Below are 26,671 nucleotides of genomic sequence, written 5' to 3'. Positions count from 1 at the left end.
AGGAATACTGAGGCTTGTGTTATCTCAAGCCTCCTTCATCTTCAGGCTTGGCCTCGGCCTCTTCTGTCTGACAACTGCTTTTTGCATGAACAGATTGTTTGGGATGGAGAGCACGGAACCGTCGCCTGCCTGCAACACGATGAAGAACAGTCCAATATCGACGATGGTACCTTCTACGGCAAATTCAACATCAAGAATCTTGACCTTGTCGCCGATGGCAGCAGGATGACTGAAGAAGATGATTATTGTTGATGTAACATTGGATAAAATGGACCATTGCGCAAAGAAGGCGATCCCAATGACTGTCAGCATTGACGACAGGAAGAAGATCAGATCAGACCGTTCCACGCCCCAGATCGAGAGGCAGCCGCCAACAGCTACAAAGAAGAGCAGAAAGTCCAGAATCTTTGTGATCACTGTTGCCCTGGGTTTCCCGTACGAGTATTTTCGCTGGGTAGCTTTGATTGCCGCAACGAAAATCAGTCGTGCCACTGCTGCAGCGAGCATGATGGCAAGGGTCTCAAGAATCTGGGTGGAATACTGTTCCATTGGATTGGAGTGGATCGGTAGCGGATCTTTGGGAGGTGAAGTCGCCAGCCTCTTGGTTCCTGCAAGGTCTGGTCGGCGATGGGGGGCCTGCTGCTGACACCGTGAAGGTCGACTGCACCGCAGCAGATCACCACAGCCTGCAGCTGGGGGCTAGCTCCCTCCTTGACTTAGGCCTGAATCGTCTGGGTCTTGGTATGAATGGATTCAGATCCGGGGACCTGCCCCCTGTTCCCCAGCCACTCAGGGGGCGGCCAGGGGCTCCAGAAGCAGCGCCTGGCTGTCTTCCAGGATGATCGGTTCTCCGAGCAGCTGGCCTGCCGAGATCTCCAGTCCAGGGGAGCCCAGCCGCAGTGACCACCCGGCTGTCTGATCCGGGAACAATTCCGGCAGCCGGATGGCCATCGCCTCCCCGCCCATATGGGCGACAAGGGCCACCGCTGAGCCTCCGCCGAAGCCGGGCGGGGGGACGGCCTCTTCGCCCTGCAGGGGTGGCCTCCGCAACCCATAGAAGATGGTGGTGGCGGGTGTGGTGAGCAGATCCAGCCGGTCGTCGCTGCCCGCCAGGTTCTCGCGCAGCCAGGGCCTGGCATGGCGGAACTGGCGCAGGGCGAGGTTGTAGGTCGCCTGCTCGGGCTTCACCCGATCTTCGTGCCGCCAGATGTTGCAGGCCCCGTGCATGTCCTCCATGAAGCGGAGGGCGAAGGCCTTCAGCCAGGCCACATCCACCACGGGGGCAGCGCCGTCGGCACCGACCGGCGCGACGCTCCGGCAGGCCGCAGCCATGCGTTCGAGGTCATAGTCGACGGCCGAGATCGCCTCACCGAGAGCGGCAAGGAACTGTCGCAGCGCTTCGAACTCCTTGAACCCCAGCTGCTTGAGCGTGGGAAACAGGCCAGGATCACTGAATTGCTCGGCGCTGATCTGCCAGTCGAGAAATCCCGGCCCTTCCTCCGCCACCACCTTCACGCCGTAGCGGTCATCGGTGTTGCGGAAGAATCCCCAGGGCGCTCGCATCAGACAGTGGATGAAGTCCATCGGCAACCCCGGGCCGAATCCGTAGGTGAGGGCCCCGATCGCCGGGTTGTCGTAGGCATTGGCAAGCACGTCAGGCAGCGTGTCGCCCAGGCGGGGGTTGATCGCCTCCGTCGTCGCCACCTGGGTGCCGCGGCGCAGGGTGTCGTGGTTGCCGCAGCCGGTGACCCAGCGCGAACCGAATTTCATTTTTTCACATACCCGCCGCCACTTCCGCGCCCAGAACCCCTGCAACGCCGGCGTGTTGTGGGCAAAGATCAGCGGTCCCCACTGGTAGGCCTCCGGGCGCAGCTCCACCAGATCGCGGTAGGTGGAGATCTCCTCCCAGCCCTCCGCCGGCCAGGGCCTCCCGTCTTCGTAGATCACGAAGGCCCGCCAGCGGGCCGGGCCGATGTCCTGCACCTGATCACCCATGGCCATCAGATAGGGATCGTCATACTCCATTCGCTCACTGAGTGGATTGAAATATTTGAAGTCCTGGCCGCCGTCAATTCGCACCCCATCGGCACCGGTGTTCACCTTGCGGCGCTGCATCTCCAGCAGAATCGCGCGCACCACAGGGTTCTGGTGGTTCAGATCCTGTCCATACATGTTGGGCCCCTTGAGGTAGCGTCCATTCAGCAGATCGACCGCCTGATTGTCCGCGTGGCCGAACACAAGGTCGTAAATCAGTCGGATCGGGCCGGTAGGGAAGTTGTGCAACGTGGCGATGAACTCCACCAGCTCATCGGGGCGCAGGGTCTCCAGCAGGGCCGGATTGGTGGCGGCACTGCCGAAGATCACCACGTCGTACCCCCAGTTCTGCAGTTCCGGGCGGCGCAGCCTGACCCTCACTTCTCCTGAGGTGCTCAGGATCATCTCGGTCTCGGGATCCAGGCTGGTCTCGTCCTCGGGCCGCAGGCTGAAGGCTTCATCTTCGACACCCGTGCCGGCCCTCAGCTCCACCGTGGGCTCGATGGGCAGCAGCTGAACGGCGTCGTACCCCACAAGATTGGTCTCGGCGGGGGTGAGAGACTCCCCGGCTTGCACTTTGCGGGCCAGCTCCTGAAACAGGGCGGTGAGACCGGAGACGTACCCGTTCGGGGAGGCGGTGCGCACATGCAGCTGCAGGATGTTTCCTGGCGCGGGAATCCCATGCACCGACGGGACGCTGCCATGATCCTCGACCGGTTGGGCTGCCAGCTCGGCGGCCATGGCTTCGTAGTAGGAACGGTCGGCCCGGCGCCGCTGCAGCCCCTCAAGGTCGTAGACCTCTGCTGGTGCGTAAACCCCGAAGGGGTAGGACGCCGCCAGGGGATCACCCACCACGCGCACGGTGTTGGTGTCGGGGGAGAGGTAGCGCAGCCAGTAGAGCGAGCCGATCGTGTCGGCGTCGCCGGCCTGCAGGCCGCTCACCACTCCCCAGCGGTAGTCACCCTGCTTCTCCAGCTGCACGGCGTGGCGATGGAAGCGCACCATCTGCTCAGGGCGCCTGGGATCGATCGATTCCAGCGGGGTGAACACTTCCAGCAGGATGTTGCGCGGCTGAACCACGTCCCCGGCGAGCTCCGGAGTCCAGAAGCCGATTGTGGTGAGCCCGCCAGGCTGCCAGTGGGCGCCGAGGCGGGTGGCGAAATGACGGGCTTTCTCGAGGGTGGTGGCGTCGCTGCTCTCGATCGCCGCGGCCCAGGCCAGCAGCTCGGCCGTGGGCCCGGCCTCGAGTGTGACCGGAGCCAGGGAAACGGGAGCACAGGAGCCTTCGGACACGGTGTCTGCGGAGCGGGATCACATCGCAGGCAGGCCGCCAGCCGCCCCACCTGCAGCCTCAGGGTGACACGGTTGGGTTGAGGGTTGCCGATGGAACCGGCAGCCCCTTGGGCGGCGAGTTTGCGCTACAGCCTTCCAGACACGCGTTTCGCTCCCATGACGGGGCTCATTGTTCCAGTTCGCTGATCGAGCCCTGTGAGGACATCAGTTGGCCTGAGTTCCATGGTTTCGGGCCGGATTGGGCCCCGTGATCGTCCCCGTTTGTCATACCTCAGTGCCAACGGCTGTACACGCCATTGCCTCCACGGTCTTATGGCCAGCTGCACAGCTGAATCAGGTTGCAGGCCATTCGACGAAAACCGAAAATGGCCGTTGTCATTATACATAGAATCCCCTATCCGTTCTGAGTACGTGCTGACTGCAAGGGCATACATGTGAATATTGTCTATTTCTCTTGGGAAGGATCTGGCTCGGCCAGCTGGAGCATGCGGGGTCCGTGATCCACCCGGCCCCAGTCGAATCAGACCCCCCATTAACCCCCCTCCAGATCCACCACCCCCTGCCCGCATCCAGGGCAGGGCCGCATCGGATAGGTGTTGAACGGAAAGCGTGGCGGCTGGAAGGGTTCGATGCCCTGGCGGCGATCGAAGCGCACCATGCCGATGGTGCCGTTCTCGGCCACCACCAGGCCGGTGCGGCCGAGGCGGCGCTGGCTGCGCGCCCAGCTGCCGGTGTTGTAGTAACTGATGTGGCAGGGGCCCTGGTTTCCGTTACCGCCTGTTGGAGTCGGCAGGGCCAGGGCCGTGGCTTCGGGGATGTGGGTGTGGCCGTTGATCAGTCCGTCGAGGGCGGGGGCTGCCGGCCCCTCCCGCTGCAGATGGCGCACGATCCGCCGTTTGATCAGCCGATCGTGGCCCGTGCGGCCCTTGAGCGCGCTCTCCAGGGCGAAGGCCAGGGAGAAGCCGCCTGAAGAACTCAGCCCCCGGCTCACAGGAATCGGCCATTCCCGATGGCGGGCCAGCAGGTCCACGGCGCTCTGGAGAATCAGCTCGGCGCTGCGGCCGGCGTCGTCGCCAACGTGTCGACGTCCATCCAGCAGGCCCAGCACGCCGTTCACCCAGCCGCTGTAGTGCTCCTGAAGGTGCGCCAGGGCGCCGGCGAGATGTCCGTGCAGATGCACCAGGCCGTCATATTCGTCCCCATGGCGCACCAGCAACCGTTGCCCGGTGGCCGTGGTGTAGACGGCTTCCCTGCGGATCGCCAGGCCGCCGGTGTCGTATCCGGCGTAGCGCCGGAGGTAGGCGTCGTGGTTGCCGGGGATGTAGGTGATCCGGGTGCCGGCGCGGAGCAGATCCCGCAGACCATTCAGCACCTCCCGGTGGGAGGTTCGCAGCAGGTTCTGGCGCTTCAGTCGCCTGTCGTCGAGCAGCCCTTCACCCTTCCCCGTCATCAGGTCGTCGATCAGCCCCGTCAGGAAGCTCTCGTCCACATGGGCGTTGAATCGGATCGCCTGCAGGTCGATGATGTCGCCCACCAGAAACAGCTCCCGGGGCCGGATGCAGCCCAGGAAGGCTGCCAGGTGGCCGGCCTCGCACTGATTGGAGCCCAGGTGCAGATCGGAGATGAACAGGGCGTCGCAGCGGAGCACGTCGGTGCGGCCAATCGCCGCCATAGTGACACGGTTCTGATCTGCAAAGTTCTCTCCTGCGGAGAACACCACAGTGAGAATATTGACTCCAGATGGATAGGCCTTGCCGCCGGGAATAGGGCACTTCTGTCCATAGCGCTTCGCACCTGCTCCGGTGATCGCCGACACCACATGCTGGCCCCAGGCCCATCTCAGCCGGCCTGTTGCCAGAAGCGCAGCAGCTCTTCCCGCTCCTGCGGCGTGGGCGGCGGCAGACGCCGCACCCCCTGCGCTGCGGGGCTGCCCCCCCGGCCATCGGCGCCGCGGAAGCCCTGGCGGGCCAGCACCGCCTGGCCTTCGCTCGAGCGCAGGAAGGCCACGAAGCGCTCGCCGTCGTCCGGGCGGCCCGCCGCCTGTCCCCGCAGCACCGCCGCCGCCAGAACCGTCTCGACGGTGGGGTCGGGGAAGAGCAGCACATAGCCCCCCGGCCGCTGTCGGCTGGCCTCCTGCCGGCGGGCCAGAGCCGAGGCTTCGTACACCATCGCCAAGTCGCCCTCGTTCGGCCCGCCGCTGATGAACTCCTGCAGCAGGATGTCGGTGGAGCGGGCCGGGCGGTAGACGGCCCGGCGCAGGCCGGCGGCACAGGCCCGGGGGTCCTGGCCCCGGCACCAGAGGGCCAGGGTCAGCTGGCCGGAGTTGGAGCGCATCGGATCGGTGCTGCGCAGATCGACGCTGCCCCACCCGGCCGGGGCGCCCAGGTCGCCCCATTGCCCCGCTTGCGTGGCCCGGCGCAGCAGGGTCCAGGAGAAGCGGTCATCGGCGAACAGCTTCCGGGCCCGCTCCGGCCAGGCCACCGCCACCAGCAGGGTGCGGGCGATCGGCTCCGGCGTTTGCAGAAACGGGCTCGGCTCACCGCGTCCTGTCACGGCGGCGGCGAGCAGCTCGAGCAGTTCGTTGCTGGCGGGGATCAGCACCCGCGGCCGCTCCGGGTTCTCTTCCTGTGCCCTGTTGACCATGTCCTGGGAGCCCTGCACCCGCCAGACCAGATCGACGCCTCCCTGCCGGCGCTCGAACAGGGGTTCGATCTCGGCCATGGCGGCGGCCAGCTCCGATCCCACGGCCACCACCAGGGGCCGCCGCAGGCCCGGCAGGGGAGCGGCGGCCAGGATCAGGGACCCGGCGCCGATCAGCACCGACAGCAGGCGACGGCGGGTGAGGGTCGCGCTCAAGACCGGCCATCCATGGGTCCGCCAGTCTGCTCGGCCGGTCGGCCGGCGCCACCGGCTCGGTGAGCCGCGCCGGCGGTTCGCCGCAGAATGGGCCCACCCCCTCGATCCGCCCCATGGCACGGCCCCTGCGGCTGGCCCCTGTCGCCGCCGCCCTCCTCGGCCTGCCGATCAGCGGTTGCCAGCTGCTGGCGCCGCCGCCGCTGGAGCTGGAGATGCTGGTGGGCAGCGCCCTCAAAGGCTTCTGCAATGAGGCGGCCAAGGCGATCGCCCTGGACCCGCCGCGACTGGCCGACCGCACCCCCGTGCAGCTGCGCTGCCGCGCCGCCGGCAGCGGCGATGTGGTGAGCGAGATGGAAACCCATGCCCGGGGGGTGCTGCAGGGCGGTCAGGCGGCCGACGACCCCCGCATTCCCAGCCTGCTGTCGGTGGATGGCGAGATCTATCTCGATCTGCTGCGCCATCGCCTGCAGCGGCTGGCGCCCACCCGGGAGCTGATTCCCGCCGCGGCGGATGCGCCCGCCCTGGCCTCCAGCCCCATGGTGTTCATGACCACCCCGGCGCTGGCGAAGGGCCTGGATCGCCCCGACCCCTTCGCTGCCCTGGCCCGCAGCACCGACCATCGCCAGCTGGATCCGGCCGGTCCCTCCCAGCCGATCCGCTATGTCCATACCGCCCCAACCCGCTCCAATTCAGGCCTCCAGACCCTGGTGGCGATGGTGGCGGAGGTTGCCGGGAAACGCCCCGAGGCCCTCACCCTCGCCGATGTGCGCACCCACGGCGAGCAGGTCACGGCGATCGAGCGCCATGTGACCCGCTACGGCAGCTCCACCGACGAGCTGGCCCGGGCGATGCAGCGCAACGGGCCCTTCTGGGCCTCGGTGGGATCGGTCTACGAGTCGTCGGTGGTGGCGGTGAACGCCGCTCGCAGTGCCGATCAGGAGCCGATGCAGGCGGTGTATCCCCGCGCCACCTACTCCAGCACCATGCGGGCGATCCTGCCCGATGCCCCCTGGGTGTCCCCCACCGAGAAACAGGCGGCCCTGCAGCTCATCGAGCGCCTGCAGCGCGACGACATCCAGCGGCTCGCGGCGGAGCAGGGCCTGCGGCCCGCCAACCCGGCGGTGCCGGCCAGCCGTGTCACGTCGGCCTACGGTGCCGATCCCCGTGCCGTCTACGACTCCCTGCGTGCGCCCAGACCGGAGGTGGTGGAGGCGATCATCACCCTGTGGCGCAACCAGGCCAAGAAACCGTCGCGGGTGGCCCTGGTGGTGGACAGTTCCGGGTCGATGAAGGGAGAGAAGCTGCCGGCGGCCCAGCGCAGCCTGCAGGCCTACCTGGCCCAGATCGGCCCCCGCGACACCGTGGGCCTGTTCGATTTCGACAACCGCCTGCGCCCGCCGGTGGTGGTGACAGGGAACGGCGCCGATGCGGAGCGCAGCTCACGCTTCATCGCCGATCTGCAGGCGGAGGGTGGCACGGTGCTCTATGACGCCATCCGCCAGGGTCGCGACTGGCTGCGCAGCACCCGGCGCCCCGGCGAGATCCTGGCGGTCGTGGTGCTCACCGACGGCCAGGACAACGGTTCGCGCCTGAGCCTCGACGGGCTGGGCAGTGAGCTCAGGAGCAGTGGCTTCGCCACCGATGAACGCATCGGTGTGTTCACCATGGGATACGGCAACGAGGGGGATTTCGACGCCGAGGTGCTGCGCCGCATCGCCGAGAGCAACGGTGGCGATTTCGCCAGCGGCACCCCCGACAGCATCCGTCGCCGCATGGAAGATCTCCAGATGGCCTTCTGATGGCGGCAGCACCCGGCTGGTCCAACCCCCTCGACCATCCCCTGGCGGTGGCAGGTGGTGGCCTCTGCCTGGTGCTGCTGGTGCGGGGTGCCGGGCTGGGCCTGCCGCTGGCGATCCCGCTCGCCCTGGCCGTGGGCTTCGGCCTCAGCCTGCTGCTGGGCCGGCGGGGGGCGGCCGGCCGCCGCAGCCGCAGCCGAAGCCAGCGCCTCCATGACCAGCGGCTCGATGCGGCCCTCGATGGGGCCCTGGCCCGCGCCGCTGACCTGGGGGCGGTGGCCGTGGGCCTGCAGGAGGAGGCCATCGCCCGTTTCACCGATCCGGGCCATCTGGAGGCCCTGGGCAGCGTCCAGCTGTGCTGCGAGCGGTTGCAGCAGCTTCCCCAACGGCTGCAGCAGCGCCGACCCCTGCTGGAATCCGGCGGGGGGGTGCGCCTGGATCCCGATGCTCTGGCCCGGCGCCTGGCCCGGGAGGAGAAGGCTCTCAGGAAGGAGACCGAGGGCCCCCTGCGGCAGGAACGACGCCGGCTCAGCGATCAGCTGCGCCGCAATCTGGATGCGGCCCGCCGCGGAATGGACGAACGGGAGGCCCGTCTGCTGGCCCTGGCCACCCGTCTGGAGGCCATCGACGGCGGCCTGCAGCAGCTGCGCCGGCTGATCGATCGCCAGTGGCCCAGCACCGAGGCCAGCGATGCCGCCATGGCGACGGCGATCGAACCCCTCGATGACGCTCTTGATCAGATCGAGCGGCTGCTGGATGCCGGGGCGGTCTGAGCCCGATCCGTCCTTGCTCAGCCATCCAGCAGCGGCCCGCCCGCCAGGCGCCGGATCGCCACCACCCCTGGGCGGGGCGTGCGGCCGGGCACGCCGGAGGGCCAGTTGGAGCCCAGGGGCACCCAGCGCAGCTGCTCGAAGGGTCGCCCCGAGCGGTCCACCAGCCGGTGGGACTGGGCTTCGCGGGCCTCGAGGGAGGGCCGACTGCCGTGGTCGTCGCCCGGGTGCTGCACGGCGAGGAACAGGGTGGATTCGCTCGCATCGAAGCAGGGGCCGGTGAGTTCGCACTCCATCGGCCCGGTGGCGAAACAGAAGGCCTCGCCGGCGGACGGTCCGCGGCTGGGCAGCACCCAGCAGCTGTTGTTGCCGAACAGGTCCAGATCGGCGGATCTGGTGGAGCGGTCGGTGGTCATCCACAGATGCCCCCGCCGGTCGACGGCCAGGTTGTCGGGATTGCTGAAGCCCAGACCCCCCTGCCAGGGCGCCCCGCCGGTGGCCACCATCCGCCAGCGGAAGCTCCCGCCCCGGGCCGGCCCGCCATCCGCCAGGCGCATGATCCAGCCGTAGGGCCAGGTCGGCTGGCCCTGGGGCCCGCGGAAGATGGCGGGGTCGGCCCGGCCGTCGTCGCTGCCGCCGCCGGCGGTGAAGGCGATCAGCAGATCGCCGCTGGTCGGATCGATCACCGTGTCCTCCGGCCGGGCGCCGGGGGTGGCCCCCGCCGCGCAGGCGGCCAGGTGGGCATCGATCAGGATCGCCCCCATCTGCTCCTCCCCTTCGCCGGGATACAGCTCGGCCAGGGAGGGGAACCGGCGCCGGTAGGCCGCCACTGCCGCCTCGCTGGCGAAGGCCTCGGCTCCCGGCTGGCGGCGGTCGCTGTGGGGCAGCAGCACCGCCTGCTCCAGGCCGAAGCGGGCGAAATGGGCGGGCGTCAGCGGGTCCACCGGCGTGGAGGGCTCCAGGGGCAGCCAGCGGCCCCGGCCCTCACCGCCGGTACCGGCGGCCGGCGGATCGAAGCGGGCCACCTCCAGGCGTCCTTGGGCGAACAGGCCTGAATTGGCCGGGTCGGCCGGATCAATGATCGTTCCGCTGCTCACGAAGCGGTAGAGGTGGCCGCCGTGGCGGTCGCAGCCGGAATAGACGATCAGGGGCTGGCCGGCCTCGGCCTTCACGGCCACCGCCTCGTGGCGGAAGCGGCCCAGCCAGCTGTGCTTCAGCGCCGCTGCCCTGGGGCGGCGCGGGTCGATCTCCACCATCCAGCCGTATTTGTTGCCCGCCAGGCCGAAGGGATTGCCCAGGCCGTCCAGCCGTTGGCCGTCCCAGGCGAAGGGCCGGGCGGCGGGGGCCACCGAGGAGCCGTCGGCGTGCACGGCCTCCGGCACCTGGCTCTGCACATTCTCCTCGGCACTGAGCACCGTGCCCCAGGGGGTCTCGCCGCCGGCGCAGTTGGCGAAGCTGCCGATGATCGCCTCCCCCAGGCCGTCGTCGTAGCCGAGCCGCGCGCACCTGCGGAACACGGCCGCCGCCGGCCCCGTCACCCCCAGCCGCCCGGCGGGATCGCGCCAGCCGCTCAGGCCCGTGATCCGGCGATCGAAGATGCCCGGCCGTCGCCGCCAGGGGCCCTCCGGTTCCCGCTCCAGCTCGATCACGCCGACGCCCAGATCGGCCATGGCCGCCGCCGCCACCCGGCGGATCTGGCCCAGCAGGGGGTCATCCTCGGCAAGGGAGCTGGCGTCCACCCGGCCGCCGGCGGGCGACAGGGCCTCGATCAGCGCCTCGAAGGGCAGATCCCCGCCCCCCGCTTCGCCCACCGCTTCGGTGTAGCCCTCGCGCCAGGTCCTGGGGCTGATGTACTCGAAGTTCACCGTCAGCAGGGCCTGATCCGGCCCCAGGGCCAGGAAGGAGAGGTGGTCGTTGTTGAAGCCGAAGCGGCCGTCGGCCACCGGATCCCCCCACACCGCCAGCACCTCGGCCCGGTAGCCCTCCGGCAGCACCAGCCGGTCCTCCAGTTCGACGCGGGCGTAGCGGCGTCGCTGGCCGGCCGCATCCAGCCCGTCGCTGGGCACGGGCAGGGGGGTGGGCACCGGCGGGAAGGGGGCGCGGCCGGCCGGGGCGCCGGTCGACGGCCTGGCCGTGGCGGCCAGAGAGGCGGCGCCGAGGCCGAGCAGGGAGAGCAGGTCGCGGCGGTTCATGGCATCGCAGGGCAGGGGGTGCTGCGGCGGGGCACCAGCAGGGCCAGATGGTTGTCCTGGAACGGGTTGAAGTTGTCGTCGGCGGCCAGCAGCAGGCTCGGCCGCCCATCCGCCTGGAGGGGCCCTGGGCTCAGGGCTTCCCAGTTGTCGGGCGGCAGCCCGGCCTCCAGCAGATCCCAGCGACTGAGGGGCTCCAGCACCGCCTCCGGATCGGCCCGGCCCTCGGGAAGCAAATAGTGGGCCAGCAGCGCCTGCCAGCGATCGGGCGCCTGGAAGCGGCGCAGCAGGGCCAGCAACCCCGGCGGCGAGTCGGAGCCGCCGCTCACCAGCAGATCGGTGAGTCCCCAGCCCTCAGCGGCGGGAATGGCCAGGCGGGCCAGGGGGCGGGCCGCCGGTCCGGTGGGCCCCAGGCGCCAGGCCAGCAGCCTCACCTGCCCGGGCGGATCCTGCAGCAGGGGCGATTCGGCAGCCATCAGCAGCGCGTCCGGCTGCCCGGGCCGGCGCAGCAGGGCCAGGGATTCCGGGCCCCGGTTGGCGGCGAGCCCCCGCCCCGGGGCCGGCTGCCAATCCGCCGGCAGGGGGTAGGCCGCCACCAGCTCGCCGCTTGCCGCCTCGAAGGCCAGCAGCTGGGCCTCCCTGGCGGCGCTGCGCCGCCCTTCGCTCGCCACCCAGAGGCGGCCTGCGCGCACCACCAGCCCCTCGCCGTCGATCTCCGCCGGCAACGCGGCTTCCGCTGATCCCTTCAGCTCCAGCCGGAACAGGGGCCTCAGGGGAAGGCGGTCCATGGTCCGCAGGCCGCTCCAGGCGCTCACGCTGCCCCCGGGTGCATCGCTGAGCAGCAGCAGCGCATCCTGCTCGGGGGCGTAGCTGGCGGCGGAGAAGCCACCGGAAGGCTGGCCCTGACGGTCCGTTCGCGGCAGCCGGGTGCGGGCCACCAGCTCCCAGCCCGCCGCCGCAGGACAGGGCAGCAGGGGTGGCGGTGCGGCGGCGAGCGGCAGAACCATCCCACAGATTCTCCGTGGCCCCCGGGGCGACGGCGGCATCGGGGAACACGCGGCCCTGCGGGTAGGGTCGAAAGCCCTTGGGGGCAGAGGGATGACATCCCCATCCGGTGCCATGACGGCGGGAGGCGGCGGCGGTGAGGACATCGGCAAGCGCCTGGCGGTGCTGATCGATGCCGACAACGCCCGCGCCGCGGTGATCGAGGCGGTGCTGGAGGAGGTGGCCCGTTTCGGGGAGGCGATCGTTCGCCGCATCTATGGCGATTTCACCTCGCCGGAGAGCGCCTCCTGGAAGAAGTTGCTCAACAAGTTCTCGATCAAGCCGATGCAGCAGTTCGCCTACACCGTGGGCAAGAACGCCACCGACAGCACAATGATAATCGACGCGATGGATCTGCTGTACACCCGGCGCTTCGATGGCTTCTGCCTGGTGACCAGCGACAGCGATTTCACCGGCCTGGCGGTGCGGCTGCGGGAGGAGGGGCTGCTGGTCTATGGCTTCGGCGAGGAGAAGACACCGGCCGCCTTCCGCAACGCCTGTCATAAGTTCCTGTTCACCGAGGTGCTGCGCACCGCCGCCCGCCGGGAGGAGAGCGCCGCCGAAGCCGAGGAACCCCGGCAGCAGCGAGAGGCCGAGCGGCCCGAGGCGGGCCATCCGCTGATTCCCGCCGATTTCCTCATGGAGGCCCTGGATCGCTCGGTGGATGAATCGGGCTGGACCCAGCTGGGAACCTTCGGCAGCTACCTGCAGAAGATCCAGCCCGATTTCGACACCCGCCTCTACGGCTACAAGAAGCTCTCCGATCTGGTCCGGGGCTGCCCCTCCCTGTTCGACGTGGACGAGCGGGAGGCCCCCAGCGGCAACCGCACCGTGGTGTACGTCCGCGCCCGGGAGGACGACTGAGGCCGCCCCGTGCTCGACACCCTCCACCAGCCGATCAGCAGCATCGCCCGCCGGGCCGTGGCCTGCCTGGAGTCCCGCCAGACCGTGGCGGAGGCGCTGGCCAGCCTGCGCCGCCGCGACATCGCCGATCGGATCGTCTACTTCTACGTGCTCGACGAGGAGCGGCGCCTGATCGGTGTGTTGCCCCTGCGGCGCCTGCTCTCGGCCCCAGAGGACACGCTGGTGGCCGCCCTGATGGTGCGCCGGCCGGTGACCATCGCGGAGGACGCCACAATCCTGGAGGCCCACGAGGCCTTCGCGGACCACCGCTTCCTGGCCCTGCCGGTGGTGAACGCCCAGCAGCACGTGGTGGGCGTGGTCGATGTGACCATGTTCAGCGAGGAGGACTTCCTGCCCGACCAGCCCGCCCAGGCGGCGGCCCTGTTCGAGACCCTGGGCTTCCGCGTCTCCCAGGTGCGCGGCGCCTCGCCCCTGCGGGCCTTCCGCTTCCGCTTTCCCTGGCTGCTGGCCACCATCGCCAGCGGCCTGGCCTGTGCCCTGCTGGTGAGTGTCTTCCGGCTCACCCTGGCCAGCAGCATCGCCCTGGCCTTCTTCCTCACCCTGGTGCTGGCCCTGGGCGAGAGCGTCAGCATCCAGAGCATGACGGTCTCGATCCAGTCGCTGCAGCTCTCGCCGCCCACCTGGCGCTGGTACCGCAGCTCCCTGCGGCGGGAGCTCACCACCGCCCTGCTGCTGGGGTTCTCCTGCGCCGCCCTGGTGGCCCTGGTGCTGATGCTGTGGCTGGGCATGGGACCGGCGGCCCTGATCGTGGCCGCCACGATCGTGCTCAGCGTGGCGGCCGCCTGCTTCTACGGCCTCACCATCCCCGCCCTCTTCCACGCCCTGCGCATCGACCCGAAGATCGCCTCCGGCCCCCTCACCCTGGCGGTGGCCGACATCACCTCGATCGCCCTCTACTTCGGCCTGGCCAGCAGACTGCTCTGAGTACCCCCGCGGCCATGAACGTCCAGCGCCTGGCGGCCTTCAGTGACGGCGACCGGGGCGGCAATCCCGCCGGGGTGGTGATCGGCGAGCACCTGCCCGAAGCGGCGGAAATGCAGCGCATCGCCGCCGCGGTGGGGGATTCGGAAACCGTGTTCGCCGCCCCGCAGGGGGAGGGCTGGCGGGTGCGTTACTTCTCCCCCGCTGCCGAGGTGCCCTTCTGCGGCCACGCCACCGTCGCCCTGGGGGCGGCCCTGGCCGAGCGCCTGGGCGACGGCATCTTTCCCCTCATGCTCAACGACGCCGCCATCACCGTGGAAGGCCGGCGCGAGGGAGCGCGCTGGAGCGCCGCCCTCCAGTCGCCCCCCACCCGCAGCCGCCCCCTGGAGCCGGAGCCGCTGGCGGAGGCCCTGGCCCTGTTCGGCTATGGCACAGGCGATCTGGATCCCGCCCTGCCGCCGGCGATCGTCCATGGCGGCGCCGACCACCTGCTGCTGCCCCTGGGCAGCCGCCGCGCCCTGGCGGCCATGCACTACGAGATGACGGCGGGACTCGCCTTGATGCGGGAGGCGGGGGTGCTGACGATCCTGCTGGTGTGGGCGGAAGATCCACGCAGGTTTCACAGCCGCAACCCCTTCGCCATCGGCGGGGTCTACGAGGACCCGGCCACCGGTGCGGCCACCGCCGCCCTGGCCGGCTATCTGCAGCAGCGGGGCTGGCCCCATGGCGGCCGGATCACGGTGGTGCAGGGGGAGGACATGGGTTGCCGCTCCCTGCTGGAGGCCGGCATCCCGGCAGAACCCGGCGGCTCGATCCGGGTGGCGGGCCAGGTCCGCCCCCTCGACGGGTGACGGCCTCCTCCGATCCCCTGCAGGGGGAAGCCTGCCGCCTGCGCCGGGGGATGACGCTCCAGGTGGCCCACGGCCCGGGTGGCCCCCCGGCCCTGGTGTTCCTTCACGGCGCCCTCGGCAACCGTTTCAACTGGCGACCCCAGGTGGAGCTCTGCCGGGAGCGGCGCTGGCAGTGGCTGGCCTGCGACCTGGCCGGCCACGGCCAGTCGAGCCCCAGCCGCCGCTATTCGATCGGCCGCCACGGGCGCGATCTGGCCCGGCTGCTGGAACGGTTCGGCATCGACGCTCCCCTTCTTTGTGCCCATAGCTATGGAGTGCCGCTCGCCCTGGAGTGGGCCCGGCGCCGGCCGGTGCGGGGCCTTGTGCTGATCGCCGGCGGCACCCACGAGCTGGATCCCTGGTGGGAGCGGCCCCTGGTGCGCGCCATGGGGTCGGCGGGACGGCACCTGTTCCGGCTGCCCGCGTTCCAGGCTCTCCATCGCCGCGGCATGGGCAACCCGGGCAATCCCCGGCTGGATCGCTTCTGCGCCGAATCGCCGATCCCGGTGACCGCCGAGCCCTACCGCTCCATGGAGATCTTCTGGGGCTACGACTTCCACCGCCGCCCCGACCCGGGCCCCTGGAGCGACGTTCCGGCCCTGGTGCTCAGCGGCGGTCGCGATCCCATGTTCAGCCAGGCCATGGGGGACGACCTGGCGGCCCGCTTCGTGCGGGGCCGTCACCTGCATCGTCCGGACGCCGGCCATGTGCTGATGGTGGAGCAGGCCGAGGTGGTCAACAGCGCCATCGTCGACTGGATTGCCGCCGAGGGGCTAGATCAGCCCAGACGCAGGTAATCCAGCAGCCGGTCCCCTGCATCCAGCCGCACCAGCGCCAGCACCACAGAAGCGGTCGAGGTGATCCGCCAGCCCGGCCATCGCCTTCTCCAGCCGCGGGGATTCCTGGCTGTCGCCGAGGCCGGAGAGGGCCGAGAGCCCCAGGTTGAAGCGGCTGAAGCCGGCCTCCTGGTCGTGCTGCAGCAGGGAGATGAACAGCACGTCCATCGTGCCGGGCTCCAGGTCGGTGCGGCTGCGCATCAGGTCGATCGCCACCTCGCCCGGGCGCACCCCCACCAGCAGGCTGGCGAAGGCGCTGATCGCCCCCGCCGGGGTGCGGACCAGGGCGATCTCCGTGCCGCGCAAGTAGTCGGGATCGAACCAGCCCAGGGAGAACATCTTCTCCGCCCCCTTCATCCGCTGCAGCCACTCCCTGCTGATCGGCCGCAGCTCCTCGATCAGTGGATCGCCCAGCGGCGCCCCATGGACCTCCACGCTGTGGCCGAGCTTGCGCAGCTTGTTGAGGGGGGTGCGCAGGGGGCCGGCCGCCTTTCCCTTGAGGCTGAAGGCCGCCAGATCGACGATCCCCTCCTCACCGATCTTCAGGGTCCGGAACCCCAGCTCCCGGTAGAGATCCAGGTGGTCCGGCAGGGTCTGGTAGAAGGCGGGCTGCCAGTCGTTGCCAAAGCAGTGGTCGCGGAAGGCGGCGATCGTTTCGCGTCGCTCCTCGGCGGGCCCCACCGGATTCCCCAGGGCGATCGCTCCCCGGCCTCGGGCTCCGTAGGCCACCAGGCTGCGGCGGGACGGGCTGAAGAACAGGGTCTTGTCCGGCAGCTGGGTGAAGGCCGCCAGCGACGCCTGGGCATGGGCCTCCACGATGGCGGCCGCCTCCCGGTGCTCCGCCTCGCTCGCGCCGGCCGGCTGGAGCACCGGCCGCAGCACCATCACCAGGGCCTAGCCGATGGTGGCCACCCCGATCAGCTGGATCGAGCCGGCGAAGTGGCGTCCATGGGGGGTGAGCGGCACCAGGCCGGTGGCGTCGTCTCCGAAAAACATCGCCAGGGTCTGGCCGATGGCTTCCACCCCGTTGAAGTTGACCGCGTCGTGACGGTCGAGGAGGTAGAAGCCGAGACTGCCGTAGGCCAGGGTGAACAGCACCGCCAGCACCAGCACCCGCACCCCCTGCACCACCGAGGGCCGGTCGGATCCGGCGGTGAACAACGGCCGCATCCACAGCAGCAACAGCAGCAGGCCGCCGCTGGCCAGGCTCTCCTCCACGTCCAGGCCCGTCAGCAGGTGGGACACGATCGAGGCGCTCAGCAGCAGGCAGGTGAGCTGCCAGGCCTGGCGTTTGCGGCGCAGCAGGTGGAAGGCGAGGCTGAACAGCAGGAAGCTGGCAAAGGCCCCGAACAGCCGCGCCCCCACCCGCACCTCCAGCGGGAACAGCTCCTCCAGCAGGGCCATCCGCTCGGGCAGGGCGGGAGTCATCGCCGCCAGCAGATCGATCAGCCCCACCATGGCCGTGAGCAGACTCACCAGCCGCAGGGCCAGCCGGCCCCGCCGGCCCTGCAGGGCCCGGGGGAGGTGGTTCACGCAGTATCCCCCGGGGGAGAGCTACCGCATCAGGAGGCCTTTTCCAGGCGCTTGACGATCCAGCCCATCAACACCAGCGAGCCCAGCAGCGCCACGAGAAGGGCGATGGTCATGGAAAGTCGGGCAAAGCGAGTTCATTATGGCGACCGGTTCCCCCTTCCCTGGCCCCACCCGTGAACCGGAACCCGGAGCTGGTCTTCGTCTACGGAACCCTCAAGCGCGGCTTCTGCAACCACCACTGGCTGGCTGGCTGCAGCTTCGAGGGGGAAGCGGCGATCGAGGGGCTGGTGCTCCATGACCTGGGCCCCTTCCCCATGGCGATCCCGGGCGGTGGCGCGGTGTGGGGGGAGGTCTTTCGCCTCATGGGGGAGGCCCTGGCGCGGCTGGACCGGCTGGAGGGCTACCCCCGGCTTTACGACCGCCTCCCCATGGCCCTTGCCGACGGCCGCTGGGCCTGGGTCTACGTGGGCCGCCCGCGCCAGGTGCGCTTCGTGCCGGCCCTCCTAGATGGCCGCTGGCCCGCGCTCAGGCCACCAGCCAGCGGCCCGCCGTGGCCAGGCCGATCACCAGGCCCGTCAGGGCCAGGGTCGGGCCGCTCCAGAGGCTGAGCTGGAACAGACGCTTCAGCATCAGCAGCGATCCGGCTGCCCCCACCAGCACCGCCAGGCTCTGGCAGAAGGCGATCACGTGGGGATCGGCGCGCCAGGCGGGCAGCCCGGCGGCCAGTTCCGGCCACAACGTCCGGGTGCTCACCGGCAGCAGCAGCCCCGCCTCCGCCATGCCAGTGGCCAGATGCTGGGCCAGCAGCAGGGACCACAGCAGGGGCAGCAGGCCGTAGAGCAGCAGCCAGCTGGAGCTTGCCGGCCGCAGGCGGCTCACCAGGGGCCGCAGGACCAGCCACAGGCTGGCGGGCAGGGCCAGGGCCAGGGCGGCGAACGCCAGCCTGGGCAGCAGGGCGCCCTCGGCCAGGGAGGCCGGCGCCAGGGACAGCCTCCCCAGCAGCTGCTGCCAGTAGTGCAGGCTGAAGCCCCCGGCCAGCACCAGGATCAGACCCGCTTCCCCGGTCGGCGGGGCCATGTCCCTCTGCAGGTCCGCGGCGGGGGGCCGCAGGCGCACCTGCACCGACCGGTGCGGGCAGGCCTGGGCGCAGGTGAGGCACAGCACGCAGTTGCGGTTGTCGTCGAGGTGGGCCGGGTGCGTGCCCAGGGGGCAGCCGGCTGTCGCCAGCCCCTCCCCTTCCGCTGGACCGCCCTTGAAGCAGGCATAGCTGCTGCAACTGCCGCTGCAGGTGCCCGCCTCTGCCCGCAGTTCGCTGATGGCCAGCTTGGCGAACAGGCCGTTCATGCCCCCCACAGGGCAGAGGTAACGGCACCAGAAGCGCTTCTCGAAGCGCAGCGAACCGACCACGGCGCCGGCGGTGATCAGCAGCAGCAGGGTGCTGCTCTGCCAGGCGCTGTTGCGCAGGTCGCCCAGTTCCTCCCACAACAGGATCGCCGCGAAACCTGCCGCCAGCACCGGCGCCCCCCAGCGGTCCGTGTCGCCCCGCGGCCAGCGGGCGGGCTGCAGGCCCAGGTGCCGGCCCAGCCGCTGGCTGATCTCCCCCCAGACCATGAACGGACAGAAGGAGCACCACAGTCGGCCCACCAGGGGGAAGCTCAGCAGGATCAGGGGCCACCACCAGGCCCAGAAGAGGTTGAGGCCGCCGTTGTGGGCCCGGTCCTGGGGACCCCACCAGAGCCACAGGTTCACCAGCACGAACACCCAGCTCACCAGGCCGAACAGCAGGGCGTTCCAGAACCGGGGTGAGCGCATCGACTCCCGCAGCTGGGGCTTCCAGCGCCAGAGGTCGAAGCGGGCCCGCTGGGGCCGCCGCTCGGTCCAGAACACGTCCTCAGGCAGTTCCTCGGGATGGGCACCGCTGCACTGGCGCAGGGCCCGGTCGATCAGCACCAGCAGCTCCCGCACGTTTCCGGGGAAGTCGTAGCCCTGCAGCCGCTTCACCATCCCCTCGCCCACGCTGGGTGGCCGGCTCCAGCCCAGGCTGAGGGCTTTCTGGCGCACGCCGTAGCGCAGCCACTCGCCCAGGTCCTGGCGCCGCACCCGCAGGGGGGGCACCCGGATGTGGCAGCAGATCGCATCGAAGTCGGGCTCGCTCTTCTCGGCGGTGAGGAACACCCGGCCGGCGAAGACGTGTTCGGCCCGGCCCCCCTCCGGCGACCGCCAGCGGCCGCTGCGGGCCAGCTCCAGCAGGGCCGGCCGCAGAGCAGGGGCGGCGCGATCGATCTGATCCAGCAGCAGGCCGCCGTTGCCGATGCAGTCGAGCAGGGCCACCCCATCGCCGGCGGCGGCGAACAGTTCGGCGCCGTCGGGACGCAGCAGGGCGCAGTTGATCCGTACCAGCAGCTGCTTGCGGGCCGCCGAGCCGAAGTGGATCAGGGCGGCGAGGTTGTCCTTCTCCAGGCCCGGTTCGCCGCTGATCAGCACCGGCCGGGCCGTGCCATCGGCGGCGGCGGTGCGGATCGCGTCCCGCAGTTTCTGGGCGTAGCGGCTGCTGCCGACGACGCCCCGTCGGGCCCGGCCCAGCAGATAGGGCGCCAGCCGCAGCAGGCAGGCCCGGGCGTCCGTGGCGGCATCGCTCTGGCTGGATGTCATCGGCGACCCCGTGCTGCGCTGATTCTCGTCGGAGAAGATGGACGCGCCTCCATTCCCTTCCCCCGCTCCATGCCCCTCCCCCGCCGGCCGCCGGTGCAGCCATGAGCGGCGCGGCCTGCGCCGAGTTCCTGTGGCGGGGCCATCGGCTGCAGCTGCTGGCCGGACGAGCCGCGTGGGATCCGCAGCAGGGTCTGCTGCTGGTGGCGGATCTGCACCTGGGCAAGGCGGAAACCTTCCAGAGCCAGGGCATCCCCCTGCCCAGCGACGGGGATGGGGCCACCCTCAACGCCCTTCTGGCCCTGGCCCATCACCATCAGCCCAGGGAGGTGGTGGTGCTCGGCGACCTGATCCACAGCCGCCTGGGCCTCACCCGGGAGCTGCGCCAGAAGCTGCTCGCCCTGCCCGCATTGATGGGCTGCCCCCTGCGCCTGATCGGCGGCAACCACGAGCGGGGCTGCTGGCTGGAGGGGTTGGTGCAGGAGCCCTCAACGGCCACCGGCCCCCTCTGGCTCAGCCACGCCCCCGAGCCCCGGCCAGGTCAGCTGAATGTCTGCGGCCACTGCCATCCGGTGGCCCTGGTGGGCGACGGCGCCGACCGCCTGCGCCTGCCCTGCTTCGCCTACGACCGGACGGCGGAGCAGCTGGTCCTGCCGGCTTTCGGCCTCTTGACTGGAGGCCATCCCTGTTCACAAGGTGAGGCGCTCTGGCTCGTGGCCGACGGTGCCATCGTTCCCTGGAACCCTTCCCCACGCCCCCGGAATCGTCCCCGCCCCAGCCTGAGGCCCCGCGGCGTCAATCCCGCGGCGTGAGGCCGCGGCTCAGGGGGTGCAAACGCTGGCTTGCCGGAAGCCTGCCCGTGCTGGGTTTCGCCGGCCTGGTGGCCATCGCCCCGCCCCTGAGCGAACCCCTCCCTCTCCATCGTTCCGCGGCTGCAGCCCCCTCCGGCGAGGGCTTCCGCTACCTCCCGGATGGGGAGGTCTACGCCCTCGATTTCGATCCCCGCCAGGTGAGCATCGATCTGTTCACGGGCTGGGACCGGGAGCAGGAGGCCTATGCCGATCGTTCGGCCCTCGCCTTTGTTTCGGGGCCGATGTACGAGCGCTACGCCGCCGCGGACGGCGGTGCAACGGCGCCAGGAGCGGGATCTGAGCCGCAGCCAACCCCTGCCGGCGGAAGCGGCACTGCTGCCGCGCCGCTGGCGCTGCCCTGACGGGCCTCAGCCCTGGGACGCCAGGGCCCGCACCACATCCCCGCGGGTGAGCACCCCGGCCAGCTTCTGCTGGTCGTCGAGCACGAACAGCCGCTGGGTGCCCCGTTCGTGCAGCAGGCGGGCCGCTGCCGGCAGGCTGGTGTCGGCCGGACAGCTGTGGGGTTGGGAGCCCATCACGTCCGCCACCGTGTTGCCCAGCACCTGGTGCACCTGGCGGTCCCAGTCGAGGGGGTTGCGCAGGTAGATCACCGCATCGAGGAGCATCACGTAGGGGCCGGCATCGAAGCCGCTCTCCCGCACCATCAGGTCCTGTTCGCTGAGTTCCCCTGCCAGGGCGCCGTCTGCATCAAGCACCGGCAGGCCGCTGATGTGGTGCTCGCTCATCAGTTTCACCGCGTCCTGCAGGGGCGTGGTGGTGGTCACGCTCAGCACCGGTGTGCTCATCACCTCGGCCACGCTGCGCTCGACGACCATGGGACTCTCACGGATGGCTGCATTCTGCTGGTGCGCCGGACCGACCCCCCATGCGACGCCTCGCCGATCTGCTCACCGTCGCCCGGGCCCTGCTGGGACTGCCCCTGCTGCTGGCCCTGGCCGGCGGTCGGCCCGGCCTGGCCTGGGGCCTGCTGCTGCTGGGGGGCCTGAGCGACTGGGCCGACGGCGTCCTGGCCCGTCGGGCCGGCGGCGGCTCGGTGTGGGGCGCCCGCCTGGACCCGCTCACCGACAAGATCCTGATCAGCGCCCCCCTGCTTTGGCTGGCCCACACCGGCGGGCTGCCTGTGTGGGCGGTGTGGCTGCTGCTGGCCCGGGAGCTGCTGATCTCCGGCTGGCGGGCCTCTCAGGGCTCCGGCGGCCCCGCCTCGGCGGCGGGCAAGGCCAAGACGATCCTGCAGTTCATTTCCCTGTTGCTGCTGCTCTGGCCTGATCGCTGGGGGCTGGGCAGCGGCCTGGCGCTGGCGCCGCGGCTGCATGGCATCGGCTGGTGGCTGTTCTGGCCGTCCCTGCTGCTGGCTCTGAGCTCGGCGCTGGGGTATCTGCTGGCCACCGATCGAGACTGATCAAGAACGCTCCAACAGCCAGCGGCACTCCCGCTGCATCGTCATCGCCATCCGGCCGGGAAGGCCATCAGCGGGGGCCAAGAGGGTCGGACCAACGGCAAGGCAGAGCGATTCATCAAAATCCTGCTGGAGGAAAGGGCCTACGTGATGCATTACGGCACCTCAGCGGCTCGCAATGAGCTGCTGCAGGCCTACCTGCGGATTTATAACGGCCGCAGGGGCCCCATGGCGCTGGGTGGCCTCACCCCCCAGCAGTGGCTCGCTCAGCTGCAGGCATGAACAACCTGGTGGGAAAGCACAGCTAGCGGCCCGGATCCGTCCAATGGAGAACTCCAGGGCCCTCGTCGTATTCCTGGGCCGGTAGGGGGTCTGCGGGGCGGGCTGCTCGAGCGAGACGGCCCGCAAGTCGCGTCTGCGTCCCTACTTCGATGGCAACGATGTGCGCCGGGCCGGGAAGCTGGAGGGTGACGCCTGCAGGGGGGAAGCGCCCCTGCCCTTCGCAGGGCTCCAAGGTGAACAGAAACTCATCGGTCAGATGCTACGGGGGCATCCGGGAGACTCCTGCTGGGAGCCGGTTCAGTCCGATCGGGGCAGTACCCAGGGCGTCCTGACCGCCGATGCCAGGGAGTCGCCTGGACGGTATGAACGGAGAAACTGGGCCACGGAGGTTGACAGACAGAAGGGAGCAGGCTCCAAACGAGCCGGGCCGCAGCCAATGGAACGTTCGGTTGGGCTCCACAAGCAGGAGGGCATGCTTCCATAGCCATAGCCATAGGCATACACAACAGCTAGTAATTCGTGAAACGTTTGCTCTCGCTGTTCTCATCCGAACCTGTTGACCTGAGGACGTTCCTCTGGCTGTGCGCACCCGCTCTGCTGGTTGGCTTCGCTCTACGTAGCCACTTCCTCTGGGTCACTCCACAGGGCTACTTCGGTGCCGACAGTGGTTCCTATTACGAATTTGCCCATCAACTCTTTACCAAAGGCGAATTCGATCTCTCGCCAAAGCGACGCTGGCTGTATCCGATCTTTCTGGCCCTCGTCACCGCCATACCGGCACCCTGCTGGTACGTTCTGCCGTTACTTCAACATCTGATCGGGCTCGCCACCATCGTGGGGATCGGCTGGATCGCCCGCTACCTCAGCCTGCGACCGCGGTTCAGCGTTCCCCTCGTGACGCTGATCTGTGCCGTCTGGCCAAGAATGCTCTGGTATGAGCATGAGTTCATCGCCGAGACTCTTCTGCTTGCGGCCTTCGTGTTCACGGTCGCGGTGGCTCTCACTCCCGGTGTGTTCACCAGTCGCCAGGGGCTGTTCCTGCTCACCATTGCCACCATTCTGCTCGCCGGGATGAAGGGAGCCGGTCGCTTCCTGTGGCTGGGCGCGATCATCGGCTTTGTGATCCATGCCGGCGACCCTCGCCGGTGGGCCTGGACCTGGCGCAGTGGCCTGGCTGGCTTGACGGCGCTGCTCCTGGCGATCACCGTTGGCAAGAGTTCACAGGGGTACTGGCTTCTGCTCAACTCCGTCCTGCCGATGGTGCGGGAGTCGGGGGAGCCCCATCGGCGTTACCGAGAAGCGCTGCGGCCTGTAGTTCTGGAAGCGCGTGCCGCGGGTAACAGCTATCCATGGGTGGCGCAGAACTTCAAAAAACGATTCAACTCGAAGGATTCCAGCGCAATCCATCCCATCTGGGCCGAATTGAACAAGGATGAGCTGAGGTTTTCCCAGGTGGCACGGAGCTTATCGATGGATGCGATTCGCGATCATCCCCTGAAGTTTCTGCAATTCACTGTCACTACCACGGGGATTGCGATGTCAGGAAGCCTCGTCAATCACCGCTTTGATCCACCGGAGTTCTGGAGGGAGCAGCTGCTGAACACCCGCAATCGTTGGATCAAGAAACCATCCTATTTTTCCTTGCCTTTCCGCGTTGACGCAGGGGAGTTTCAGCGGCTGGCCCGTGCGGGCGATCTGAGGAACTATCGCTTCACAGGTTTTCTCCATGCCGTCGACAAACACTTCCGATGGGTGGAGCCTGCTGGGCCGGCTGGGGCGCATGAAAGCGGACTCGCCTCCTTGCGGCTCAGGCCATTCGGGATTCTGATGGTGCTGGGTGTGCTGATCAGCCTGCGGCCCTCTTTGCTCCGGCGTGCCGCACTGCTGTTGCTGCCGGCAGGCCTCTACATCCTGGGGGTCTTTGCCGTCGGCGATGCCGTTTCCCGCTATCTCCACCCTGTGGAGTGGGTCGGCATCCTCCTGGCCATTCTTGCCCTTGAGATCCTGCTCCGTCTTCTCATGCACGCTCTCGGCCGGCTGTGGCGGGCCGTGGGGGCCGGGCCGCCTGCCCATGAGACTCCCCCCTGACGACAGTTCCATCGGCGTGTCCAGCCTCGGCAAAGCCGGACCAGGCTCAGCAATGGCGATGGTGAGCCGGCCTTGACAAGATGCACTGCCACAACGGCCGCGAGGGAGCCCGCCACCTTCTCCCTTCATCCGACGGGGCCTCGATGGCGCCATGGTGACCGTGAGTCCCGGGACATCATCGGCGTGTCGCTTCGCCGATAACGGCATCAGATGCGGTGTGCCGGGGCCACGGGCCCGCCCACCTGCCCGATGGCGGATTCCTTCCTCCACGCCGTGATCCTCACCACCGTCGTGAGCGGGCTTTCCTTGCCGCCCCCTTGGGGCGTTGTTGTCGCGAAACCTGACGCGGCTTCAGCCGATGCTCCGGAGCAACGATTTCGAGGCTTTGCCGTGAACTCGCTCCTGCCGTTGCTGTTGGGATGGTTGCAGATGCCCCTGCTGCTGGCCCGGGAACTGCTGATCTCCGGCTGCCGGGCCTCTCAGGGCTCGGGCGGCCCCGCCTCGGTGGCGGGCAAGACCAAGACGATCCTGCAGTTCCTTTCCCTGTTGCACAGCTAACCGGCGACCTGCATGCCGTGCCGTTGCTCGTAGATGGTCACGTCATGAACCTGATGGTTGACCATCGTGCTGACCTGAATGTAAGGGGCGTCCAGCGGAATCTGCACGAAATCAACGTGCTGGGCTGGCCACTGCCCATCGGCCAGGAGTTCGGCGATCAACCGGTTCTCCACCACCCGGAAACGCAGGGAGATGGGAACGGGGTGGGGATTGTGCAGCCTCAGATCCTTGAATCCCCAGACCACCGTGGCATCGGCGCCCAGAGGTGTGAATCGCTGATGGTCCAAGTAGAGATCCAGGCTGTGGGCATGGCGCTCGAGGATGGTCAGCCCCCCGAGCAGGGCGAGGTGGTACGTGATGGAAGCAAGCTGGCAGAGCCCCCCACCGCTCAGGGCCACGAGCTTGCCGTTGACGAGGTTTCGCCCTTCGACGAAGCCATTGGCAGCCTTGGGATGCCGGATGCGATGCCAGAACGACCAGTTCTGCCGCACGCCGATGATGTTGCCATCGAGCAGCGCGGCGCCACGGGTCAGATTGATGATCTTGTTCTCGAAAAACGTGCTAGGCGGGATCGGCTGAACGAGGCTGATCAGGGGGCAGCTTCCCAGGGCGCCGACGCTGCCGTCAAAGCTGATCCCCTTGAGGCCGTCGTGGAGTTGGCGCAGGGAATGTTTGATGTCCTGGCGCAGGGCCAGGGGGATCAGACGCCGCAGGCGTTTCACAGGTGACCCCTGGATGGTGGGCATGGATCAGGCCCTGCGGGAAACCTCACCATCCTCAGGCCACCGGACATAGCGTCACCCCAGCAGCGCCGCATCGCCACTGAAATCAGGGGTTGTGGGCATCCGCTTGGCGTAGTCGTTGGCGTAGCTGTCCGCCAGGGTGGCCTCCAGGTCGTAGGCCGGCTCCCAGGCCAGCTCCCTGCGCACCCGGTGGGTGTCGGTGAGGAAGTGGGCCAGGCGCAGCGGAAAGGCCTTGCGTGCCTTCTTGTCGAGGCCGGCCGGGTCGAAGCGGCGGATCTCCACCGAGGTGGGATCCTTGCCGCAGGCCCGGGCCGCCGCCTGCACCAGGCCCAGAAAGGTGACGCCCTGGGAGCCGGTGCAGTTGTAGATCCGGTTGGCGGCCGGATCCACTTCGATGCAGCGGGCCATGGCGGCGGCCAGGTCGCTCACATGGCCCAGCTGGGTGATGGTGCTGCCGTCGCCGGGCAGGGGCACCGGTTGCCCGTGCACGATCCGATCGAAGAACCAGCTCTCCACCGGGTTGTAGTTGCCCGGCCCGACGATGTAGGTGGGCCGGAAGCTGGTGAAGGGGATGCCCTCCTGGCGCAGCCAGGTCTCGGTCTCGGCCTTGCCGGCATGGCGGCTGGCCGGGTCGATGGGGGCGTCCTCATCCAGGGGCCAGAGCTCGCTGTCGGCGTAGACCCCCGCCGAACTCACGTACACCAGCCGGTGGGACGGCGCACCGGTCCGCTCCAGCACCCGGCGGGTGTCGTCCAGGCTGCGGCCGGAGCTGTCGATGATCACCTCGAAGGGGCGGTCCTGCAGCGCGGCGAGGCCCTCGGCGCTGCTGCGGTCGCCCTGCAGGTGCTCCACCCCCTCCGGCAGCGGGTTGCGGCCGCGGGTGAAGAGGGTGAGTTCATGGCCCGCGGCCAGCAGCCGGCTGACCAGGGGCCGGCCCACGAAGCGGGTGCCGCCCATCACCAGGATCCTCATCGCCATGCCGCGTCGGTGCGTGCCA

The 26,671-nt window shown here is 69.2% G+C and carries 24 protein-coding genes and 1 pseudogene; 13 read left to right on the top strand and 12 right to left on the bottom strand.

From position 1 onward, the window contains the following. Positions 1-24: 24 nt before the first annotated feature. The 4 genes from KUG41_RS09690 to KUG41_RS09675 all read right to left on the bottom strand — a co-directional run bounded on the left by KUG41_RS09690 (position 25) and on the right by KUG41_RS09675 (position 6,183). Positions 25-549: a mechanosensitive ion channel domain-containing protein gene (locus KUG41_RS09690; RefSeq protein ID WP_216903601.1), complete on the bottom strand. Its 525-nt coding sequence runs from the start codon at positions 547-549 to the stop codon at positions 25-27. Between the two features lie 240 nt (positions 550-789). Then, positions 790-3,327, bottom strand: a complete 2,538-nt coding sequence (gghA, locus tag KUG41_RS09685; protein WP_216903599.1) for a glucosylglycerol hydrolase — start codon at positions 3,325-3,327, stop codon at positions 790-792. Positions 3,328-3,859: 532 nt separating this feature from the next. Then, on the bottom strand, positions 3,860-4,999 hold the full coding sequence (locus KUG41_RS09680; RefSeq protein ID WP_216903597.1) for a UDP-2,3-diacylglucosamine diphosphatase: 1,140 nt from the start codon (positions 4,997-4,999) through the stop codon (positions 3,860-3,862). Between the two features lie 167 nt (positions 5,000-5,166). Next, on the bottom strand, positions 5,167-6,183 hold the full coding sequence (locus tag KUG41_RS09675; RefSeq protein ID WP_216903596.1) for a substrate-binding domain-containing protein: 1,017 nt from the start codon (positions 6,181-6,183) through the stop codon (positions 5,167-5,169). A 113-nt stretch (positions 6,184-6,296) separates the two neighbouring features. Here KUG41_RS09675 and KUG41_RS09670 point away from each other — a divergent pair, with 113 nt between their 5' ends. Beyond that, complete coding sequence (locus KUG41_RS09670; RefSeq protein ID WP_216903594.1) at positions 6,297-7,982, top strand: VWA domain-containing protein; 1,686 nt, start codon at positions 6,297-6,299, stop codon at positions 7,980-7,982. Continuing rightward, entirely contained in the window at positions 7,982-8,752 is a 771-nt protein-coding gene (locus tag KUG41_RS09665; protein ID WP_216903593.1) for a hypothetical protein, read from the top strand. Before KUG41_RS09670 ends, KUG41_RS09665 begins: the two co-directional genes overlap by 1 nt. Positions 8,753-8,769: 17 nt before the next feature. Here KUG41_RS09665 and KUG41_RS09660 read toward each other — a convergent pair whose 3' ends face one another. Together KUG41_RS09660 and KUG41_RS09655 are read right to left on the bottom strand one after the other, a co-directional pair. After that, positions 8,770-10,941, bottom strand: coding sequence for a PhoX family phosphatase (locus KUG41_RS09660; protein WP_216903591.1), 2,172 nt, complete (start codon positions 10,939-10,941; stop codon positions 8,770-8,772). Next, positions 10,938-11,945 (bottom strand): esterase-like activity of phytase family protein, encoded by a 1,008-nt coding sequence (locus tag KUG41_RS09655; RefSeq protein ID WP_216903589.1) that lies wholly within the window; start codon positions 11,943-11,945, stop codon positions 10,938-10,940. Before KUG41_RS09655 ends, KUG41_RS09660 begins: the two co-directional genes overlap by 4 nt. 91 nt (positions 11,946-12,036) lie before the next feature. Between KUG41_RS09655 and KUG41_RS09650 the strand changes: the two genes are divergently transcribed. From KUG41_RS09650 to KUG41_RS09635, 4 genes are read left to right on the top strand one after another with little or no spacing between them, the layout of a single operon-like run. Then, the gene (locus KUG41_RS09650) at positions 12,037-12,846 is read left to right on the top strand and encodes an NYN domain-containing protein (protein WP_254217069.1); all 810 of its coding nucleotides are present in this window, start codon (positions 12,037-12,039) and stop codon (positions 12,844-12,846) included. Positions 12,847-12,855: 9 nt separating this feature from the next. Continuing rightward, a complete protein-coding gene (locus KUG41_RS09645; protein ID WP_216903587.1) occupies positions 12,856-13,830 on the top strand; it encodes a magnesium transporter in 975 nt (324 codons plus the stop codon). Between the two features lie 14 nt (positions 13,831-13,844). After that, on the top strand, positions 13,845-14,678 hold the full coding sequence (locus KUG41_RS09640; RefSeq protein WP_216903585.1) for a PhzF family phenazine biosynthesis protein: 834 nt from the start codon (positions 13,845-13,847) through the stop codon (positions 14,676-14,678). Beyond that, positions 14,675-15,514, top strand: a complete 840-nt coding sequence (locus KUG41_RS09635; protein WP_371734104.1) for an alpha/beta fold hydrolase — start codon at positions 14,675-14,677, stop codon at positions 15,512-15,514. Before KUG41_RS09640 ends, KUG41_RS09635 begins: the two co-directional genes overlap by 4 nt. On the opposite strand, the gene KUG41_RS09630 is transcribed toward KUG41_RS09635, so the two are convergent. Together KUG41_RS09630 and KUG41_RS09625 are read right to left on the bottom strand one after the other, a co-directional pair. Then, complete coding sequence (locus tag KUG41_RS09630) at positions 15,491-16,438, bottom strand: bifunctional lysylphosphatidylglycerol flippase/synthetase MprF (protein ID WP_216903584.1); 948 nt, start codon at positions 16,436-16,438, stop codon at positions 15,491-15,493. The two genes, KUG41_RS09635 and KUG41_RS09630, sit on opposite strands and share 24 nt — an antisense overlap. Before the next feature lie 9 nt (positions 16,439-16,447). Further along, positions 16,448-17,086 carry a hypothetical protein gene (locus KUG41_RS09625; RefSeq protein ID WP_216903582.1) on the bottom strand — a complete coding sequence of 213 codons (639 nt, stop codon included), beginning with the start codon at positions 17,084-17,086 and terminating at the stop codon, positions 16,448-16,450. Positions 17,087-17,259: 173 nt separating this feature from the next. On the opposite strand from KUG41_RS09625, the gene KUG41_RS09620 reads away from it, so the two are divergent. Then, positions 17,260-17,694 (top strand): gamma-glutamylcyclotransferase family protein, encoded by a 435-nt coding sequence (locus tag KUG41_RS09620; RefSeq protein WP_216903580.1) that lies wholly within the window; start codon positions 17,260-17,262, stop codon positions 17,692-17,694. On the opposite strand, the gene KUG41_RS09615 is transcribed toward KUG41_RS09620, so the two are convergent. Continuing rightward, entirely contained in the window at positions 17,612-19,738 is a 2,127-nt protein-coding gene (locus tag KUG41_RS09615; protein WP_216903578.1) for a 4Fe-4S binding protein, read from the bottom strand. The two genes, KUG41_RS09620 and KUG41_RS09615, sit on opposite strands and share 83 nt — an antisense overlap. Before the next feature lie 101 nt (positions 19,739-19,839). Here KUG41_RS09615 and pdeM point away from each other — a divergent pair, with 101 nt between their 5' ends. Together pdeM and KUG41_RS09605 are read left to right on the top strand one after the other, a co-directional pair. Further along, the gene (gene pdeM, locus KUG41_RS09610) at positions 19,840-20,547 is read left to right on the top strand and encodes a ligase-associated DNA damage response endonuclease PdeM (RefSeq protein ID WP_216903576.1); all 708 of its coding nucleotides are present in this window, start codon (positions 19,840-19,842) and stop codon (positions 20,545-20,547) included. Beyond that, a complete protein-coding gene (locus KUG41_RS09605) occupies positions 20,544-20,948 on the top strand; it encodes a hypothetical protein (RefSeq protein ID WP_216903574.1) in 405 nt (134 codons plus the stop codon). Before pdeM ends, KUG41_RS09605 begins: the two co-directional genes overlap by 4 nt. A gap of 6 nt (positions 20,949-20,954) precedes the next feature. Here KUG41_RS09605 and KUG41_RS09600 read toward each other — a convergent pair whose 3' ends face one another. Continuing rightward, the gene (locus tag KUG41_RS09600) at positions 20,955-21,422 is read right to left on the bottom strand and encodes a CBS domain-containing protein (RefSeq protein WP_216903572.1); all 468 of its coding nucleotides are present in this window, start codon (positions 21,420-21,422) and stop codon (positions 20,955-20,957) included. Positions 21,423-21,472: 50 nt separating this feature from the next. Between KUG41_RS09600 and KUG41_RS09595 the strand changes: the two genes are divergently transcribed. The 4 genes and pseudogenes from KUG41_RS09595 to KUG41_RS09580 form a co-directional block, all read left to right on the top strand. Next, positions 21,473-22,006, top strand: a complete 534-nt coding sequence (locus tag KUG41_RS09595; RefSeq protein WP_216903570.1) for a CDP-alcohol phosphatidyltransferase family protein — start codon at positions 21,473-21,475, stop codon at positions 22,004-22,006. Between the two features lie 33 nt (positions 22,007-22,039). Next, complete coding sequence (locus tag KUG41_RS15830; protein WP_216903660.1) at positions 22,040-22,285, top strand: integrase core domain-containing protein; 246 nt, start codon at positions 22,040-22,042, stop codon at positions 22,283-22,285. 519 nt (positions 22,286-22,804) lie between these two features. Further along, complete coding sequence (locus tag KUG41_RS09585) at positions 22,805-24,373, top strand: hypothetical protein (RefSeq protein ID WP_216903568.1); 1,569 nt, start codon at positions 22,805-22,807, stop codon at positions 24,371-24,373. A gap of 399 nt (positions 24,374-24,772) precedes the next feature. Then, positions 24,773-24,922, top strand: a pseudogene (locus tag KUG41_RS09580) (CDP-diacylglycerol--glycerol-3-phosphate 3-phosphatidyltransferase); the annotation flags it as partial. Positions 24,923-24,927: 5 nt separating this feature from the next. On the opposite strand, the gene KUG41_RS09575 reads toward KUG41_RS09580, so the two are convergent. Both KUG41_RS09575 and KUG41_RS09570 read right to left on the bottom strand, forming a co-directional pair. Beyond that, positions 24,928-25,677 (bottom strand): VanW family protein, encoded by a 750-nt coding sequence (locus tag KUG41_RS09575; protein ID WP_216903566.1) that lies wholly within the window; start codon positions 25,675-25,677, stop codon positions 24,928-24,930. Positions 25,678-25,728: 51 nt separating this feature from the next. Next, positions 25,729-26,646 carry an NAD-dependent epimerase/dehydratase family protein gene (locus KUG41_RS09570; RefSeq protein ID WP_216903564.1) on the bottom strand — a complete coding sequence of 306 codons (918 nt, stop codon included), beginning with the start codon at positions 26,644-26,646 and terminating at the stop codon, positions 25,729-25,731. Between the last annotated feature and the right edge of the window lie 25 nt (positions 26,647-26,671).

It is taken from the genome of Synechococcus sp. CCY 9618, assembly GCF_019038415.1.
Classification (GTDB): domain Bacteria; phylum Cyanobacteriota; class Cyanobacteriia; order PCC-6307; family Cyanobiaceae; genus Cyanobium.
The sequence above is the reverse complement of the archived record's forward strand: the minus strand, read 5'-3'. Positions and strand labels throughout refer to the sequence as shown.